15 protein-coding genes and 2 pseudogenes are annotated in these 16605 nt (G+C 60.1%); 3 read left to right on the top strand and 14 right to left on the bottom strand.

Annotation, left to right across the window (positions count from 1 at the left end; translation table 11 throughout):
* The first annotated feature begins 86 nt into the window (after positions 1 to 86).
* Positions 87 to 1157 (top strand): sugar phosphate isomerase/epimerase family protein, encoded by a 1071-nt coding sequence (locus tag NKI01_RS19350; protein WP_352964262.1) that lies wholly within the window; start codon positions 87 to 89, stop codon positions 1155 to 1157.
* Between the two features lie 32 nt (positions 1158 to 1189).
* Complete coding sequence (locus NKI01_RS19345) at positions 1190 to 2323, top strand: Gfo/Idh/MocA family protein (protein WP_352964338.1); 1134 nt, start codon at positions 1190 to 1192, stop codon at positions 2321 to 2323.
* Positions 2324 to 2737: 414 nt separating this feature from the next.
* Here NKI01_RS19345 and NKI01_RS19340 read toward each other — a convergent pair whose 3' ends face one another.
* The 14 genes and pseudogenes from NKI01_RS19340 to NKI01_RS19275 all read right to left on the bottom strand — a co-directional run bounded on the left by NKI01_RS19340 (position 2738) and on the right by NKI01_RS19275 (position 15389).
* Complete coding sequence (locus NKI01_RS19340; RefSeq protein ID WP_084642600.1) at positions 2738 to 3046, bottom strand: MurR/RpiR family transcriptional regulator; 309 nt, start codon at positions 3044 to 3046, stop codon at positions 2738 to 2740.
* 84 nt (positions 3047 to 3130) lie between these two features.
* A complete protein-coding gene (gene purU / locus NKI01_RS19335; RefSeq protein WP_352589372.1) occupies positions 3131 to 4015 on the bottom strand; it encodes a formyltetrahydrofolate deformylase in 885 nt (294 codons plus the stop codon).
* 21 nt (positions 4016 to 4036) lie between these two features.
* A pseudogene (folD, locus tag NKI01_RS19330) lies at positions 4037 to 4955 on the bottom strand (bifunctional methylenetetrahydrofolate dehydrogenase/methenyltetrahydrofolate cyclohydrolase FolD).
* Positions 4956 to 5020: 65 nt separating this feature from the next.
* On the bottom strand, positions 5021 to 6022 hold the full coding sequence (iolG, locus tag NKI01_RS19325; RefSeq protein WP_352589369.1) for an inositol 2-dehydrogenase: 1002 nt from the start codon (positions 6020 to 6022) through the stop codon (positions 5021 to 5023).
* A 127-nt stretch (positions 6023 to 6149) separates the two neighbouring features.
* A complete protein-coding gene (locus NKI01_RS19320; protein ID WP_023718628.1) occupies positions 6150 to 6974 on the bottom strand; it encodes a 3-methyl-2-oxobutanoate hydroxymethyltransferase in 825 nt (274 codons plus the stop codon).
* A 9-nt stretch (positions 6975 to 6983) separates the two neighbouring features.
* A complete protein-coding gene (locus NKI01_RS19315) occupies positions 6984 to 7766 on the bottom strand; it encodes a TIM barrel protein (protein ID WP_352547748.1) in 783 nt (260 codons plus the stop codon).
* A 1-nt stretch (position 7767) separates the two neighbouring features.
* Complete coding sequence (locus tag NKI01_RS19310; RefSeq protein WP_023718630.1) at positions 7768 to 8076, bottom strand: MocE family 2Fe-2S type ferredoxin; 309 nt, start codon at positions 8074 to 8076, stop codon at positions 7768 to 7770.
* An 11-nt stretch (positions 8077 to 8087) separates the two neighbouring features.
* On the bottom strand, positions 8088 to 9047 hold the full coding sequence (locus tag NKI01_RS19305; RefSeq protein ID WP_352964259.1) for a sugar phosphate isomerase/epimerase family protein: 960 nt from the start codon (positions 9045 to 9047) through the stop codon (positions 8088 to 8090).
* Positions 9044 to 10048 carry a Gfo/Idh/MocA family oxidoreductase gene (locus NKI01_RS19300; protein WP_023718632.1) on the bottom strand — a complete coding sequence of 335 codons (1005 nt, stop codon included), beginning with the start codon at positions 10046 to 10048 and terminating at the stop codon, positions 9044 to 9046. Before NKI01_RS19300 ends, NKI01_RS19305 begins: the two co-directional genes overlap by 4 nt.
* A gap of 86 nt (positions 10049 to 10134) precedes the next feature.
* Entirely contained in the window at positions 10135 to 10980 is an 846-nt protein-coding gene (locus tag NKI01_RS19295; RefSeq protein WP_352589364.1) for an ATP-binding cassette domain-containing protein, read from the bottom strand.
* A 127-nt stretch (positions 10981 to 11107) separates the two neighbouring features.
* Positions 11108 to 12126, bottom strand: a pseudogene (locus NKI01_RS19290) (ABC transporter permease).
* Positions 12126 to 13178, bottom strand: a complete 1053-nt coding sequence (locus NKI01_RS19285; RefSeq protein ID WP_352964255.1) for an ABC transporter permease — start codon at positions 13176 to 13178, stop codon at positions 12126 to 12128. Before NKI01_RS19285 ends, NKI01_RS19290 begins: the two are co-directional and overlap by 1 nt.
* 101 nt (positions 13179 to 13279) lie before the next feature.
* Positions 13280 to 14245 (bottom strand): sugar ABC transporter substrate-binding protein, encoded by a 966-nt coding sequence (locus tag NKI01_RS19280; protein WP_352494524.1) that lies wholly within the window; start codon positions 14243 to 14245, stop codon positions 13280 to 13282.
* Between the two features lie 97 nt (positions 14246 to 14342).
* On the bottom strand, positions 14343 to 15389 hold the full coding sequence (locus tag NKI01_RS19275; protein ID WP_023718637.1) for a sterol desaturase family protein: 1047 nt from the start codon (positions 15387 to 15389) through the stop codon (positions 14343 to 14345).
* Between the two features lie 171 nt (positions 15390 to 15560).
* On the opposite strand from NKI01_RS19275, the gene NKI01_RS19270 reads away from it, so the two are divergent.
* Positions 15561 to 16595 carry a LacI family DNA-binding transcriptional regulator gene (locus NKI01_RS19270; RefSeq protein ID WP_352494546.1) on the top strand — a complete coding sequence of 345 codons (1035 nt, stop codon included), beginning with the start codon at positions 15561 to 15563 and terminating at the stop codon, positions 16593 to 16595.
* Positions 16596 to 16605: the final 10 nt, after the last annotated feature.

The raw sequence follows: 16605 nt of genomic DNA, 5'->3' as shown, positions 1-16605 counted from the left end.
GCCTTGAGGAACCGCGTCACTCTTCGAGGCGGCTACTGTTTCGATAACGGATGAACCGGCGGCGCTGCCGCCAGAAGGAGAGCAAGATGCGGACCATAAAGGGGCCAGCTGTGTTTCTGGCTCAGTTCGCGGGCGACGAAGCGCCGTTCAACAGCATAGAGGGATTGGCTGGCTGGGCGTCGGCCAAGGGCTTCAAGGGCGTGCAGATTCCGACCTGGGACAAGCGCGTCATCGATTTGAAGCAAGCGGCTGAAAGCCAGACCTATTGCGACGACTATGCCGGCAAGCTCGCCGAACATGGCCTGGTTGTCACCGAACTGGCGTCGCATCTGCAGGGCCAGCTCGTGGCCCTGCATCCCGCCTACGATCATCCGGCGGATTCCTTCGCGGCACCCGAGGTGCGGGGCAATCCGGCCGCACGGCAAGCATGGGCAGTCGCGCAGCTTCATCTCGCCGCCAAGGCGTCGAGGCGTTTCGGCATAGACCGCCATGTCACCTTCTCAGGTTCGCTGCTGTGGCCGTTCCTCTATCCCTATCCGCAATGGACGGATGGGCTGATCGACGACGGTTTCGATGAGCAGGCTCGGCGCTGGCGGCCAATCCTTGATGCCTTCGACGAGAGTGGCGTGGACCTGTGCTACGAAATCCATCCTGCCGAAGACCTGCATGACGGGCTGACCTTCGAGATGTTCCTGGAGCGCGTCGGCAACCATCCGCGCTGCAACATCATGTACGACCCCAGCCATCTCGTGCTGCAGGCGATCGATTATCTCGCCTACATCGACCACTATCACGAGCGCATCAAAATGTTCCACGTCAAGGATGCCGAGTTCCGGCCGGACGGTAAGACCGGCGCCTATGGCGGCTTCCAGCCCTGGATCCGGCGCGCCGGCCGCTTCCGCTCCCCAGGCGACGGACAGATCGACTTCAAGGCGATTTTCTCGAAACTCTCCGGCTACGACTTCGACGGCTGGGCGGTGCTCGAGTGGGAATGCTGCCTCAAGAATTCAGAGGACGGCGCGGCTGAGGGAGCCCGCTTCATCGCCGATCACATCATCCGCGTTTCCGAACGCGCCTTCGACGACTTCGTCAAGGCCAGTGCGGACCGCACGATCAACGATGCCATTTTAGGTATCGACAGGGGGGCACGCTCGTGACTGCTGATTTTCAGCGACCGCTTCGGCTCGGCATGGTCGGCGGCGGCGAAGGCGCCTATATCGGCAACATCCATCGCATCTCCGCCCGGTTCGATGGCGCCTTCCAGCTTGTAGCCGGCGCGTTCGACGCGGATGCAGCGCGCGGCCACCGCTTCGCGGCAACGCAAGGTATCGATCCCGCCCGATCCTATGACGACTTCAAGGCCATGATCGCCGCGGAAAACGATCGCGAGGATCGCATCGACGTGGTGGCGATCTGCACGCCAAACCACACCCATTTTCCGATCGCCAAGGCTTTTCTCGAGGCCGGCTACGAGGTGATCTGCGAAAAGCCGCTGACTAACACACTCGAAGACGCGATCGCGCTCGAGCAGCTGGTGCGCGAGACCGGACGCTTCATGGGCGTGACCTATACCTATTCGGGGTATCCGATGGTGCATGAGGCGCGCGAGATCGTGGCAGCAGGCAAGCTTGGCGCGATCCGCATCGTGCAGGTGGAGTATCCCCTGGAATGGATGGCGACGGCCATCGAGACCGCCGGCAATGTCCAGGCCGCCTGGCGCACCGACCCGAAGCGATCGGGGCGTGGCGGCTCGATCGGCGACATCGGCACGCACGCCTATCATCTGGCTGGCTTCGTGACCGGGCTGAAGCTGGAGTCCCTGACAGCAGACCTCGCTTCCTTCGTCGAGGGACGCGTGCTTGACGACAACGCCCATGTGCTGCTGCGCTACGAAGGGGGCGCGCGAGGGCTGCTTTGGTCGTCACAGGTCGCACTCGGCTGCTCGAACGGGATCCGGCTGCGTGTCTTCGGCGAAAAGGGCGGGTTAACCTGGTTCCAGGAGCAACCGAACGAGCTGATTTTCTCACCGCTGTTCGGTCGCACCGAGACCATCAAGCGGGGTACTGACGATCTGAGTGAGGCAGCGAAGGTGCGAACCCGCACACCGCCCGGCCATCCCGAGGGCTATCTGGAGGCCTTCGCCAATCTCTATCGCGGCTTTGCCGAAGCCATCCACGCCCGTCGCGAGGGGCGCAAGGCAGCGGCAATAGGGTTGAACGTGCCGACCGCTTATGACGGGCTGAAGGGTGTGGCATTCGTCGATGCAGTCGTCGATAGCGCCGAAGCCGAAGGGCAGCCATGGCTGAAACCTCACGCCGTCTGACAGGCCATCGGGGGTGCGCCGACGCAAGGTCGGCGGGCCCTCAATCCTTCCGGGGAGTCTGGGTCAAAACTCAAGTAGCTGGCTACCCAAGTGGTCAGGATGGAAGGGGAGTTGCCCGCTGCCGGAACGAGAAGTTAGCGCCAATGGCGGCCGTTCGGAGGCATGTTCCGGAATGACTTCATTGGGGCTGGACGCGGAATGGCAGCTCTCGTGCTACTGACCTTAGAGAGCGGACCGTAGGTGGGGTGGACGTCGTCACCACCTGACCTTTTCTAGCATTGAGTTCCAGCCGGTCTGCGGCGTAAACGGAACGCGATCATGCCGCCGGCGCTACTCAATGCGATTTGATTAGTCGGCATAGCAATCTGACGACCAACGCTAGCTCTGCACGCGTGTCGAAGATTTTCAGGCTGGTCAACCACGTTCGTGGCTTGGCGGCAAAGGACGCCCGCCCCGAACGCGCATACTATCCTGAAAGAACTTCTTCATCTCGCGAAAAGCGGAGAATCCAAAACAGCGGGCAAGCCTTGTCGGCGCAGTAGTGCCCACGCCACAGCGGCGGGCAATCGCGGCCGCGCTTTCAAATGCAATGATCTCCGGCTTTTCAAGTGCTTGCCGAGCTACCTTCTCGAGAGCGGGGGTCAATCGAAGCTCGCGCTTCGCGATCGCAGTTTTGATCTCATCAAGACATTTGGGTCTGTGTGCAAGTACAGGCGATTTCATCCGAAACCCTCCAGACCTTCGAAGAATCGGTAGCCAGCTAGCCCTGAAATCCAGCCCATGACGGCAAGGCGTTCACGAGCCACGTCAGCCCAATCGCTCTGAAGCAAACGATCCAGGCGACGCGGGGAATACGACGGTCTTGTTCCCGTTGAGGAAAACCCGACGATGGATATGGGCGTGGATTGCCCGGGCGAGCACCTGTGCCTCGACGTCGCGGCCGAGGCTGACATAGTCCTCGCTGGACTGCGCATGCGTCACGCGGATCGTGTCCTGCTCGATGATGGGTCCTTCGTCCAGGTCAGCCGTCACGTAATGCGACGTAGCCCCGATCAGCTTCACACCTCGGTCGTGGGCCTGTTTGTACGGATTGGCGCCTTTGAACGAGGGCAGGAAGGAATGGTGGATGTTGATGATCCGGCCAGACATTTTCTGGCACATCTCGTCCGAGAGAACCTGCATGTACCGCGCCAGGACGACCAACTCGGCGCCCGCGTCCTCGACCACGCGCATCTGATGTGCCTCTGCCTCGGCCTTGTTCTCTTTCGTTACCTTGATGAGGTGAAACGGGATGTCGTGGTTCACGACGACCTTCTGGTAGTCCATGTGATTGGAGATCACTCCGACGATGTCAATCGGAAGCGCTCCGATACGCCAGCGATACAGAAGGTCGTTGAGGCAATGGCCAAACCGCGAGACCATTATGATGACCCTGCGCTTGACGCTCTCGTCGAAGAATTCCCACTCCATGCCGAACTGCGAGGCGATTGCTTTGAAGCCCGAACGGAGTTCTTCCAGCCCCCATCCGCCTTCGGAGCGGAAGCTCACCCGCATGAAGAAGTTGCCGGTGTCGGCGTCGTCGAACTGCGCGCTGTCAGTAATGTTGCAGGTTTGGTCGGCGAGGAACGTCGAGATCGCCGCGACAATCCCCCTGGTCGAGCGGCATTTGACGCGAAGTGCAAAGTTCAACATTGGCTCTCTTCCTGGGCGGACTTACGCCTGAAGGCTGCGGCGGAACGCCGTCAGCGTATTGGAAAGCAGGCAGGCGATCGTCATGGGGCCGACGCCGCCAGGGACCGGCGTTATGGCGCCGGCGTGGGCCGCCTCTGCGAATGCGACATCGCCCACGAGCTGCGGCTTACCGTCTCGCGTCACGCGGTTGATGCCGACATCGATCACGACCGCACCTGGCTTGATCCAATCGCCTCGGATCATCTCTGCCCTTCCCACTGCTGCCACCAGGATGTCGGCTGACCGGCGCCAGATCGCGGGTATGCGAGTGCGCGATGGTGACGGTGCAGTTTTCGGACAGCAGCAACTGGGCCATCGGCTTGCCGACGATGTTGCTGCGGCCGATGATGATGGCATGCAGTCCGGACAGGTCGCCGAGCCTTTCCTTCAGGAGCATCAGGCAACCAAGTGGTGTGCACGGCACCAGCGCCTCCTGGCCGGTCGCCAAGCTGCCGGCATTTTGGATATGAAATCCATCAACGTCCTTGCTCGGCACAATGGCATTGAGCACGGCGCTTGCATCGATCTGCGGCGGCAACGGGAGTTGCACGAGGATGCCGTGCACTGCGGGATCGCCGTTCAGCTTCTCAATCAACCCGAGGAGGTCATCTTCGGTGGTCCGCACGGGCAGCCGGTGCTCGAAGGAAGCCATCCCCGCGGCAACAGTCTGGCGATGCTTTGAGGAGACATAGACGGCGCTGGCCGGATCGTCACCCACCAGTACGGCCGCCAGACCAGGCACCAGGCCGGTCTTCGCTCTGAGTGTCGCAACATCAGCGGTGACCTTGCCCGCCAGAACGGCCGCAGCGGCCTTCCCGTCGATGATCATTTCAGGACGTGGACTTTCCATGGCAAATCCTGTTTTCCAAAACGCTAGATACTGCCTGCACCGGTTCCGAATGACGAAGCCGGAGGGCCCATGCTTTCTGATCCGGCAAGAGTCCCGACGTTTGGTGATCCGCCGGCTCAGCCCAGAACGCTCGCTAGACTGACGGGGGCACCGGTCTTCGCCGACACCGTTGCTGCCTCTGCCATCGCCAGCGCGGCAATGCCGTCGTCTAGGGTGACGGGAACCGCCTTGCCACCATTGACTGCCTCGACAAAACCGGCCCATTCGGCGGCATAGGACGGCATGTAGCGCTCCAGGAAGAAGTAGGTCGGCTTGGCCCCCGTCACGCCAGAGGTGGTGGACTTCACCACCGTGTTTTCCAGCATGTTCTGCGCCTGCAGTAGCCCTTCGGACCCCAGAAGTTCCACGCGCTGATCATAGCCGTAGACAGCGCGGCGGGAGTTTTTGATGACCGCGATCCGGCCGTCCGCGTAGGTCAACGTGACGACAGCCGTGTCGACGTCTCCGGCTGCCCCGATCTCCGGATCGACGATAGAGGATGCCACCGACGTGACCGCTACGGGAGCAGTTCCCATGATGAAATTCGCCATGTCGAAATCGTGGATCATCATGTCCCGGAACAGGCCACCAGATACCTTGATGTAGGCAACCGGAGGCGGCGCCGGGTCGAAGGACGTAATCGACAGGAGTTCGGACTTGCCGATCTCACCTCTGTCAGCGGCCGCCTTCAGAGATGCAAAGTTCGGATCGAAGCGGCGGTTGAATCCTATCATCACCGGGCGGCCAGTTCCGGCGGCAACTTTCTGGCAAGCGTGTGCGCGGGCAAGGCTCAGATCCACAGGCTTCTCGCAAAGCACGGCCTTGCCGGCGACAGTCGCCCGCTCGATCAGGTCGGAGTGAGTATCGGTCGAAGTTGCGATTAGCACCGCGTCGATCGAGACATCGTTGAGTATGGCGTCAGTGGTCCGAGCCTCGGCATCATACTGGGAAGCGAGCTTTTCCGCGGCTGCGGCATTGATGTCCGACACCGCGACGAGCGTGCTGTCGGGATGCGACGAGATAGCCGTCGCGTGAACGCCGGCGATACGTCCGGCACCGAGAAGGCCGACTTTGAGCATAGTTGTCCTCTAGCTTTGCTGTGTGTCTGGTTGATCTTTAGATCAGCGAGAAAGTTTTGAACGCGCTTGCCCGCTGATGGGGGACGAGCCCGTCCCTCCCCATTTGAAGGATGTCTCTGGATCTGGTTTAGGCTTTCGCCTGCTCCAGGAATTGGCGGTATTCCGCCTCCGCGATCGCAACATTGTGCTGCGGCTGCGGGTAGGCTCCCGAACCGACGTCGGCGACGAATTCCTTGAACGCCGCAATCCGCTCCTGTTGGAGCCGCGCATACTCGGCCGCGAAATTGCGATAGGTCTTGGCATGGCGCGGCTTATGGCCATCGGTATGGCCAAGCACGTCCTCGGCGAACAGATATTGCGCATCGGCTCCCGGCCCGGCCCCCATGCCGAGCATGATCATCGAAGTGTTCTTCGAGATGAATGCACCGACTTTGTCAGGGACAACTTCAAGCTCGGCGCCGAAGCAGCCGATGGCCTCAAGCTGCTTCACCTGCTGCCAGACTTTCAGGGCTTCCTGCCCGGTCTTGCCCACCGCCCGAAAGCCTGTCCAGGTGATGTAGGAAGGAATGAGGCCGACATGTGCGACGATTGGCACGTGATTATCGCATAATGTCTTCTGGATGTCATAGGAGGCAGCGCAATAGAAGCAGTCACCTCCCATCGCTGCGAAGTGGAAAGCTGCTCGCAGATAGTCCTCGGCAGTTGCGAGAGGTCGGCCCTCAAAGGTTCCCCAGCCACCATACGGCAGACCGACCTGGACGAAGCAGCGCCCAGCCGCCTCACGCATTTGAGGACTGAAAAAGCGCCCCTCGATCGACAGCATCTGGATCCCCGCCGCGTTCGCGGCCGCGGCCTCTTCTTCCGTGGTGACATAAAGCATCGAGATCTTCTCGCCGCGCGCCTTCATGGCGCGAATGTCTGCGACGGTGGGCCGGGTGTTCTTGGTGACCATTCTTGTTCCTCAGACGGTGAAAGCTTCGCGGAAGGCTAGTAGCGCCGCCTCGGGATCACCGGAGGCAAACGCCTCCATCCCAACCGGCCCGCGGTAGCCCATGTCTTTAAGCGCGCGGGCGATGCCCCGGTAATTGATCTCGCCGGTGCCGGGCTCCATGCGTCCGGGAACGTCGGCCACCTGGACCTCGCCGATCCAAGGCAGACAGGCGCGACAGAGCGCGATCAGATTCCCTTTGCCGATCTGCGCATGGTAGAGATCGAGATTGAGGCGCAGGCCCGGTCGGTTGACGCTCGACACCAGCGCAAGTGTGTCTTCGGCGCGCCCAAACGGCACGCCGGGATGGTCGACCGGAAGGTTCAGATTCTCCAGCGTGAAGGTCACTCCCTCGGCCTCGGCTAGATCCGCGATACGGTTCAGCGTCTCGCGCGCCTTCAGCCACATCGCGCCGGTTATCGTTTCGCAAGGCGTGACCGGCATGCCGCCATCGCCGAGCCCGGTGCCGTGCAAATTGAGCCGCGCGACGCCGAGGCGCTTGCCAACCGCCGCCGTCTCCTTTGCTGTCTTCAACAGTTCGGCGGCACCCTCGTCGTCGGCAAGCCTGCCGCGCAGATAGCCGTTCATGATCGAGAAGATCGCGCCGGATTTCTCCAGCATTGCGAGGTCGTGATCGGGCCAGTTCCAGAGGCCGACCTGGAAGCCTATTTCGGTGAGGCGCTTGACGCGCCATTCCATCGGCCGGTCGCGCCAGAGCATCTCGGCGCATGCCGCAAGCGTAAAGGTATCGGACATGTCAGACCTCGATATACACGCGGCCGTCCTCGACCTTTGTCTTGTAAGTCTTGAGGTTCTCGCACGCCGGTGGCGTCTCTACTTCGCCGGTCGTGAAGTCGAAAACGGAAGCATGCTTGGGGCACTCCACCGTATTCCCCATGACAAGACCGTCGGCAAGGTGGATCTTCTCATGCGTGCAAAGCCCGTCTGTACAATAGAATTCGTCCGCGTCGTTGCGGAAGATTGCGAAGGTACGGTCGCCATTCTCGAAGCGTTTAGCTTCCTCGGCTTCGATTTCATCAGCGGCACAAGCGTCAACCCAGGGCATTGATTCTCTCCTCAGATATCTTGCGGTTTGAAGTCTGCGGGAGCGGACGGCATCACGCCCTGGAGCAGCGCGACGGACTTCTCGAGTCCCTCCAGCGAATTCAGAAGGACGTCTTCGTGCTCGATGGAAAGCCAGCCGTCATAGCCAGCCATCTTGAGTCGGTAGCAGAACTGCCGCCACCACTCCTCGCCGTGCCCGAACCCAAGTGTAATGTAGCTCCAGGACCGTGCCGGAATGTTCATCAGGCTCCCATTCTCAAGCAGCGAGGTCGTTGCCTGAATCGGCCGGTTGAGCATCGTATCCTTGGCGTGAACGTGATAGACGGCCTCGCCTAGCGCGTCGGCGGCAGCGAGAGGATCAGCGCCCATCCAGAACAGGTGCGAGGGGTCGAGATTGGCGCCTAGGACAGGTCCGACCGCTTCCCGCAGTTTCAGGAGCGAGGGCACGTTGTATACGCACTGATTGCCGTGGAGTTCGAGCGCGATGCGATCGACACCGTTTTCCTTCGCCAGCGCCGCGATCTCGGTCCAGAAGGGTATCAGCTTATCTTCCCATTGATATCTAAGGATGGTCTGCGTTTCCGGCGGCCAAGACGAGACGACCCAGTTCGGCATGCTGTCGCCAGCGCTGCCAGCCGGCAGACCGCTCATGGTGCAGACGGTGCGAATGCCCATCTCTCCGGCGACGCGGATCGTGTCTTTCAATCCTTGGCCTTGGGCCGGATCGGTCGGGTGCAGCGGATTGCCGTTTGCGTTGAGGCTGATGATCTCCAGGCCGCGTTCCTCGAAGGCTGCAGCAAACCGCTTCTGCGCTTCCCTGTTACCCAGCATGGACGAAAGCCGGAAATGCGGGGCGGTCGACCAGCCGCAGGCGTTTACTTCGATGCCGGATACCCCCATGCGCTGGGCATGATTAAGCACCGCGTCGAACGGCAGATTGCCGAGACTGTCTGAAACGAAACCCAGCTTCACGCGTAGAACTCCGGCTTTGCAATCATCTGCACAGGCGTACGACGGGCTTCCTTCAACGCACTCACGCCAGCCTCGGCAACGATTGCGGCGCAATAGCCGTCCCAGCAATCCGAGGCGGTCGTGGGGAACTCACCGGTCATGACAAAGCGAAGGAAGTCGCGGTTCTGGCGGCGATAGGCATCATAGTACCTGGTCCGCCAGTCGGCGTCGTAGCTTGTGCTTTGGGCAAGCGCCGACTCCCTGTGGGTGTAGGCAATGTTGTTCGTCGCCACCGCTCCGCGCTCGCCGATCAGTTCGGCGCGGACGTCATAGCCGTAGGCGGCGTTGTTGTTGATCTCGATATTGACGAGCTGCCCGTCCACCGTCTCCAGCACCATGACGACAGGTGCGACACGCGCGTCCGAGCGGCGCGGCTGGAACGCGGAAATAGAGGCATATTCTGTCCCGAGCACGTAACGCACGACGTCGAATTCGTGCGGTGCCGAATTCGTGATGGCCATAGCGCCGGTAAAATCGGCCGCAGGTGTCTCAACATTGCGGTGAAAATTGTGCATCATCAGCGCCCGGCCGAGATGACCATTATCGAGCGCTTGCTTCATTTCCTGATAGGAGCGGTCGTAACGCCGCATGAAGCCGAGCTGGACGAATTTCGCCCCTGCCTTCTGTTCGGTTTCCATCACGGCGATGCAGTCAGCGGACGATTGTGAAAGGGGCTTTTCGCACAGAACGCGCTTGCCCATGGCAATACAGGCCATCGAGAGAGGTGCATGCGTGAAATCGGGGCTCGCAATGATCACGGCGTCCACGTCGTGCCGCGCGATGGCGCCGTTGGGGTCGGTGGCAATGTCGACGGCACCACATGCATCGGCGACCAGGCGAGCGCGCTGCTGATCCATGTCGCAGATCAATTGGAGCTTTGCGCCTGGAAGCTCCTCGGCGACTATCTTGGCATGATCTGCGCCCATCAGGCCGGCGCCGATCACCGCAATGCGGATTGTCATCTTAGTCCTATTCTTTGCGTTTCTAATTTACCGGGCAGCGGCGCGCCGTGATGCGCAGCCGACTTGCCGGGGCTCCAGGGAAGGGTCTACGGAGCGGCTGATCCCTCCAGCACCTGGAAGGACGGCGGATGGCCTTCATGCTCGGCCATGTAACCTTCGACCTGGGCTTCCAGGCCGGCCATGGTCTCGCCGCCAGCCATCAGATCCGTGATCTCCTCGCGGGACCTTTGGCCCTTGCGGAAATCATCGGCGATGGCGCCGCGGATCAGCACCGCGAAATGGTCGCCGACAGTCATGGCGTGCATGACCTGATGGGTGATGAAGACCACCGCCAAGCCACGCTTCTTGGACTCATTGACGATACGCAGCACGTGGGAGGCCTGCTTGACGCCGAGCGCCGCGGTCGGCTCATCCAGGATCAGCACGCGCGCTCCAAAATACACAGCGCGGGCAATGGCAAGCGACTGGCGCTCTCCGCCCGACAGGCCGCCGACTAGGCGGTCACCGTCATCAATGCGGGTAATTCCGAAATCCCGGACCGCTTTCACCGCGATCTCGTTGGCGCGCTTGCGGTCGTAGATCTTGAACGGTCCCCAACCTTTGGTCGGCTCGACGCCGACGAAAAAGGACCGCCCGATGCTCATCAGCGGAAACGTGCCGCCGAACTGGTGCACCGTGGCGATGCCCCGTCCCTGCGCATCACTCGGCCCAGTAAAGGTCACCGGCTGACCATCCATCAGTATCTGGCCGCTGGTTGGTTTGTGGACCCCGGCCAGGGTTTTGATGAGGGTGGACTTGCCGGCGCCATTGTCGCCGAGAAGGCAAAGCACTTCGCCGGCGCGCACCCTCAGCGAAATATCGTGCAGGACATCGATCGGCCCGAAGGATTTGTTGAGGCTTTTCAGCTCGAGAATGGCAGGTTTGTCGTTCATGGCGTGCGCACCTCTTCATCTGCGAACCGGCTTGGCTGATGCGGTTGATCGGCCAGGGTATTCATCGAAGCTCGATGCCCGTTGACGGAAACGAGTTCAGGGCCCGGCTGCTGTAACAACTCGTTTCTCATGGGTTTGCTGGCTCCCGCGGCAGGCTTCGCTTACCCCGCGGTCTGAAGTACAAAGCCAAATCGCGGAACGACTGGTTCATCAGCACGGCCACCAAGAGCATCACACCGATGATCAGGTTCGACCAGTTTCGGTCGATCTGGGTGAAGTAGATGCCCTGGCTGACTATGGCGAAGGTGATGGTGCCGACGAAGATACCAACAACCGACCCGAAACCGCCGGTCAGCAATACGCCGCCCACCACCACGGACACGATGGCGTTGAAGATGAAGTTCATGCCGCCGGAGACTTGGGCGGAATTGAACAGGATCGCCTGGCAGATGCCAACAAAGGTGGCGCTGACTGCGGACAACACAACAGCGCAATGGTCATGCGGTCTGTCGGAATTCCGGCGTTGCGGGCGCTGACACGATCGCCGCCCATTGCAAACAGCCAGTTGCCGTAACGGGTCTTGTGCAGAACGAAGCCGATGATCACGGCGAATGCGATCCACCAGATGATGATGACCTGGTGACTGCCACCGATCAACTGGCCGAACAGGAATTTGGCCCAGCCCGGCGCGGTCAGGGCAACGCTGGCAGTCCCGGTCAGAAGCACCGAAGCACTGAGCACCACCCCCTGCATGGCGACCAGCGTGGCCAGAGTAATGATTAGCGAGGGCACGGAGGTGCGGATCGTCAGCAGGCCGTTGACCAGGCCGACCGCCACGCCGACTGTCAGCGCCCCAGCAATTCCCACCCCAATGGGCAGTCCGTAATAGCCGGTGAGTATGGCGGTTGTCATGGAACCCGCGGGGATCAAAGCGCCGATGGAGATGTCGAGTTCGCCTGAGATCATCAGCAGCCCGACTGGAATGGCGACAATGCCCAGATTGGCCGCGAAATTGACCCAACTCGCTGCACCAACGAGCGTGCCCAAACTGGCGCCGCCGAACAGAACGAAGAACAGCACGACGCCGATAAGACTGAGGATCGAGCCGGCTTCGGGACGGCGCAGCACCGATTTGATTGCGTCCATCATGACTGCGGCCCCTTCTTCGACGAATAGCTGAGCGCCAGCTGCCGGAAGGTGTCGTTGGTCAGCACCGCGATCAAAAGAAGCGCGCCAATTATGACGCTACCGATGTTGGGATCCATGCTCGTGAAGTAGATGCCCTGGTTCACGATCGAGAAGGTAATCGTGCCAAACACGATGCCAACGATCGAGCCGAAGCCGCCCGTGAGCAGAACGCCCCCAATGACCACACACATGATGGAATTGAAGATGAAGGACTGACCGGCCAGAACCTGCGCACTCTGGTAAACCATCACCTCGCTGACCCCAACGAAAGCGGCGCTGAAGCCGGACAGCATGAACAGACCAATGGTCAGCCGTTTGGTCGGAATGCCGACATTACGCGCGCTCTCCTTGTCACCGCCGAGTGCATAGATCCAGTTGCCTATCGGGGAGATGTGCAATAGCCAGAACAAGCCAATCACGAACACCACCCACCATAGGATCGTGACTTGAAACATGCCGCCGAGATAGTCGCCGAAGATTACCTTGGTGAGCGGGTCCGGCACGAGCGAGACGCCGGTGCTGCCGGCGATCTTGACGGTGAGACCTAGCGTCAGACCCATCGTGAGGAACATGGTGCCAATGGTTATTGTGAGCGACGGGATGGTGGTTCTCGTCACGAACAGCCCGTTGAGAAAGCCGACAGCGAGGCCGAGACCAAGCGCGGCCGTTATGCCAAGCCAGTCGGGCAACCCATAGTGACCCGAGACGATGGCAGCGGTGAGAGACGCCGCGGGGATCACGGCACCGACCGAGATGTCGAGTTCCCCGGCGATCATCAGCAACCCTATCGGCAGCGCGATGATCCCGATCTCAGACGCGATGTTCAACCAGCTGGCCGTGCCGGCTGCCGACGTGAAGGCACTTCCGCCGAACAGGCCAAAGAAAAGCAGAACTGCGACCAGCCCGAGGAACGAGCCCGCCTCTGGTCGACGCGCCAGCCGGCCGAGGGCTAGTCCGGACCGCGTGCGGTGAGGCGCCGGGGTTAATGTGGACGTCACGGGATGTGCCATTAGGGTAATCCGCGATCACGCGGCCGGCCGCGATGTGGCCGCCGCAGAGAGAGGGAAAAAGGGCCGCCCGCTGTAAAGCGAGGGCGGCCCAGGCGGGAGGATTATCGCGCCCCTGCTTTCACACCGGCGATGGTGGCGTCGACGTTTGTCTTGTCGATGATGCCTGGTCCCGTAAGGATTTCGCGGGTGGGCACCGCCAAGCCGTAATTGACGTGGCCGTTCAGGATCGCTACAGCTAGGTATCCCTGCAGGTAGCCTTGCTGGTCGATCGCGCAGGCTTGCTTGCCATCCTTGATGTTGTTCAGGATGGTTTCGTCAAAGTTCATGCCGCAGAGTTGCACTTTCCCAACCTTGCCGGCCTGGGTAAGGCCGTTCATGGCCGAGTTGGCGTCAACGTTGCCGATGGTAAAGACGGCATTCACGTCCTGGTGCTGCAGCAGATAGGCTTTGACCGCCTGGGCGACGGCCGTTGCCGAGCCGAAGGATGTAGCGGGCAATGGCAGGACGTCGGCTTCGCCACCGCCGTTCTTCATCCCCTCCTTGAAGCCGCCGCAGAAGGCCTCAATATTGGCGGCGCCGGGCAGCGTGTTGATGCAGACGCCCTTCTTGTTGCCGGCCTTGGTGAGGTACTCGCCAGCCGCGACACCGCCTTTGTAGTCGTCTGAGCCGACATAGTTCATGGCGCCAAGACGATCGGCCGCTTTCAGCCCGCCGGCGTTGTAGATGATCAGGGGAATGCCAGCATCCCTCACTGCCTTGAACGCCGGGTCCATCGCTTCCGGCACCCAGTCCGGGCCGACGATGGCGTCGGCCTTCTGATCGATGGCCTGACGGATCAATTCGGCGGCGTCCACGCCCAGATTGTCATAGTTCTGCGGCCCGAGCCAGGTGACCTTGCCACCTTGGGCCTCGACGACCTTGCCAGCGTCTTCAGCACCGCGCTTTACGATCGACCAAAACGGATCGTCCGGCTTGCCGCCAACCACGAAGATATTGGCAGCGAGCGTCGCGCCGGCGCTGAATCCAATCAGCACCGCTGTCGACACGAGTGTCTTGAAAAGCTTCATAATCTTCCTCCCAATTTACCCCGTGGGGTCTCAACAAAAAAGTCTTGCTGTCCCGGGCCCACTCCTCTCAGGCGCAGTCGAAACAGCGTTTGGATCGTTATTCCGCCGGCATTCCAGACGTGGGATCGCTGCGGCCTTCCTGCTGGCCACGCATTTTTTCCTTCTTCTTGCGGAAGCGGGCCTTCATGACCTCATCGGCTTCTTTGCTGCCGTCGTGCCAAGTGCCGAACAGCTTATCGAGGGGTACCAGCCCATCACCGCCGTAGTTCACCTCGAAATACTTGTGGTGTAGGTAGTGCACGTACGAATGGCTATCGAGTTTAACCTTGTCGGTGATTTCGAATGTCTCGAAGCCGAGGTGGCCGTTCACCGCTCCAAATCCCGCTCCGTGCAGCGTGAAGTAGGCGCAGACCGGATTAGAAAGGATCAACAGGTGCAGCCAGGCTTCAGCATGATAGAGGAAGCCTTCGCCTGGGTGCATCGACAGCGACGACCAGGGACTTGGATTGATCGAGTTATGGTGGACCGAATGCACCCATTTGTAGAGCGGCGGCCAATGGATCGCCCGGTGAAGGAAGAAGAAATAGACCTCATGCACGGCCGGCGCGATAAGCACCAGGAACGAGAGGTAAAGCCAATTCGTCGTCCATGGCAGCCAGACCGCCCAGCTGTTTGCATAGACCCACAGCATCACGATCTCGACCACTGTCCATAGTGGTATCGTGACGAAAAACGAGCGGGTGAAATTGTCGATGTTCTGGCTTTGAAACCAAAACACGTCAGACGGCGCGTCCGAAGGGAATTTTGGATTATATTTGAAGCGGTTCTGTTGCTTCCGCTGGAAGTAATAGCGCAGCTCGAAGAAGCCATAGAAAAGGAATATGCCGGCGGCGTTTAGGCCGTATAGCCAGAAGTAGTTGAGAACTGAGAAGGTCGCGAGGCTCTGCCAGCTTGGGATAAGGAAGTTCACCCAAATAATCGACGTGGCAATATGAAAGGCGTTCCACGGCCAGAGAAATTCAGGAATCCACGCCACCACCTTCTTTGCATTGAACGGATGATGCCAGATTGGCGCCGGCTCGGCCCGGCGATGCGGAGCCCAGTTACCGCGTTTATCGCGCGTTCCATACTGAAGGTCATCCATCGTAACAGCGCCTCCCTGCGGAGCTATTCCCAACTGGGCTCGTCCAAACATCGGCCCTCAATGGGTGGCATTCATATCGGAGGCTTGATATTTCTAGAAGGCGAAAATAGTATCAAAGCGACATTTGTATCATTTAATATCAGTCATGATGATATAGATGGGATGGAGCTCATGAGGCGACCGACAATCCACGATCTCGCTACTGCGGCAGGCGTTTCGGTGGCGACCGTGAATCGAATTCTAAGTGGCACCGTTTCAGTACGCCCGAAGACCGTCCAACGAGTACAAAGCGCAGCGGAGGAAATTGGGTTTTACGGAATCGGAGCCATTGATGATCGGGCTCGTAAAATATCTCCACACTACCGATTGGGCTTCCTGCTTCAGCAGTCGACCCGTGATCTCTACCAATTGTTCGGGAAGAAGATTATTGCCGCCTGTCGCGAGCGTCGCGACGAGGTCATCGATCCAATAGTCGACTTCGTGGATCTGCTGACGCCGGAGACAATCGCGAGCGGTCTGATTGCGCTGGGCGATTCATGCGACGCCGTTGCGGTGGTCGCGGCAGATCATCCCATCATTGGCCAGGCCATCCGTTCGCTGAACGAGATGGGCAAACCGGTTGTCTCCTACATCACGGATCAGTCCGCGCCGGAAAGGGCCGCATATGTAGGCACCGACAACTGGAAGCTGGGGCGCACTGCAGCCTTCCTGATTACCCAAACCACTCACGGACCGGGTCGTATAGCGGTTTTCATAGGCAACCACCGGTATCAATGCCAGGATGTGTCAGACGCCAGTTTCCGTTCCTATTTGCGCGAGCACGCTCCACGGCTAGCGGTAGAGGAAAGCCGTCCGACCCACGAGGAAGCCAGTGAGGCCTATCGAATGGTGACTGAGCTTCTGAAATCGACTGACGATCTTGTCGGAATTCTGATCGTCGGCGGCGGAATAACTGGTGTACTTCGTGCCTTGAGGGAGGTGTCTCCTGAGCGGCGGTCGGGTATCAAAGTAGTATGCCGTGACATTGGACCCGAAACTCGAAAGGGACTGTCTGAGGGCCTGATCACTGCAGCTCTTTGCCACCCGCTCGAATCGACCTCGGCCCTTCTTGTCCAAACGATGATCGATGTCATTGGACCGCAAGCACCATTTGCCACCCTTCAGCGATCCATACCTTTTGAAATCGTCACGCCGGAGAATATCTGACGCAGATGTC

It is taken from the genome of Mesorhizobium sp. M0815, from assembly GCF_040319995.1.
GTDB lineage: Bacteria > Pseudomonadota > Alphaproteobacteria > Rhizobiales > Rhizobiaceae > Mesorhizobium.
Note: the sequence above shows the minus strand (reverse complement) of the source record. Positions and strands in the feature narration are given on the sequence as shown.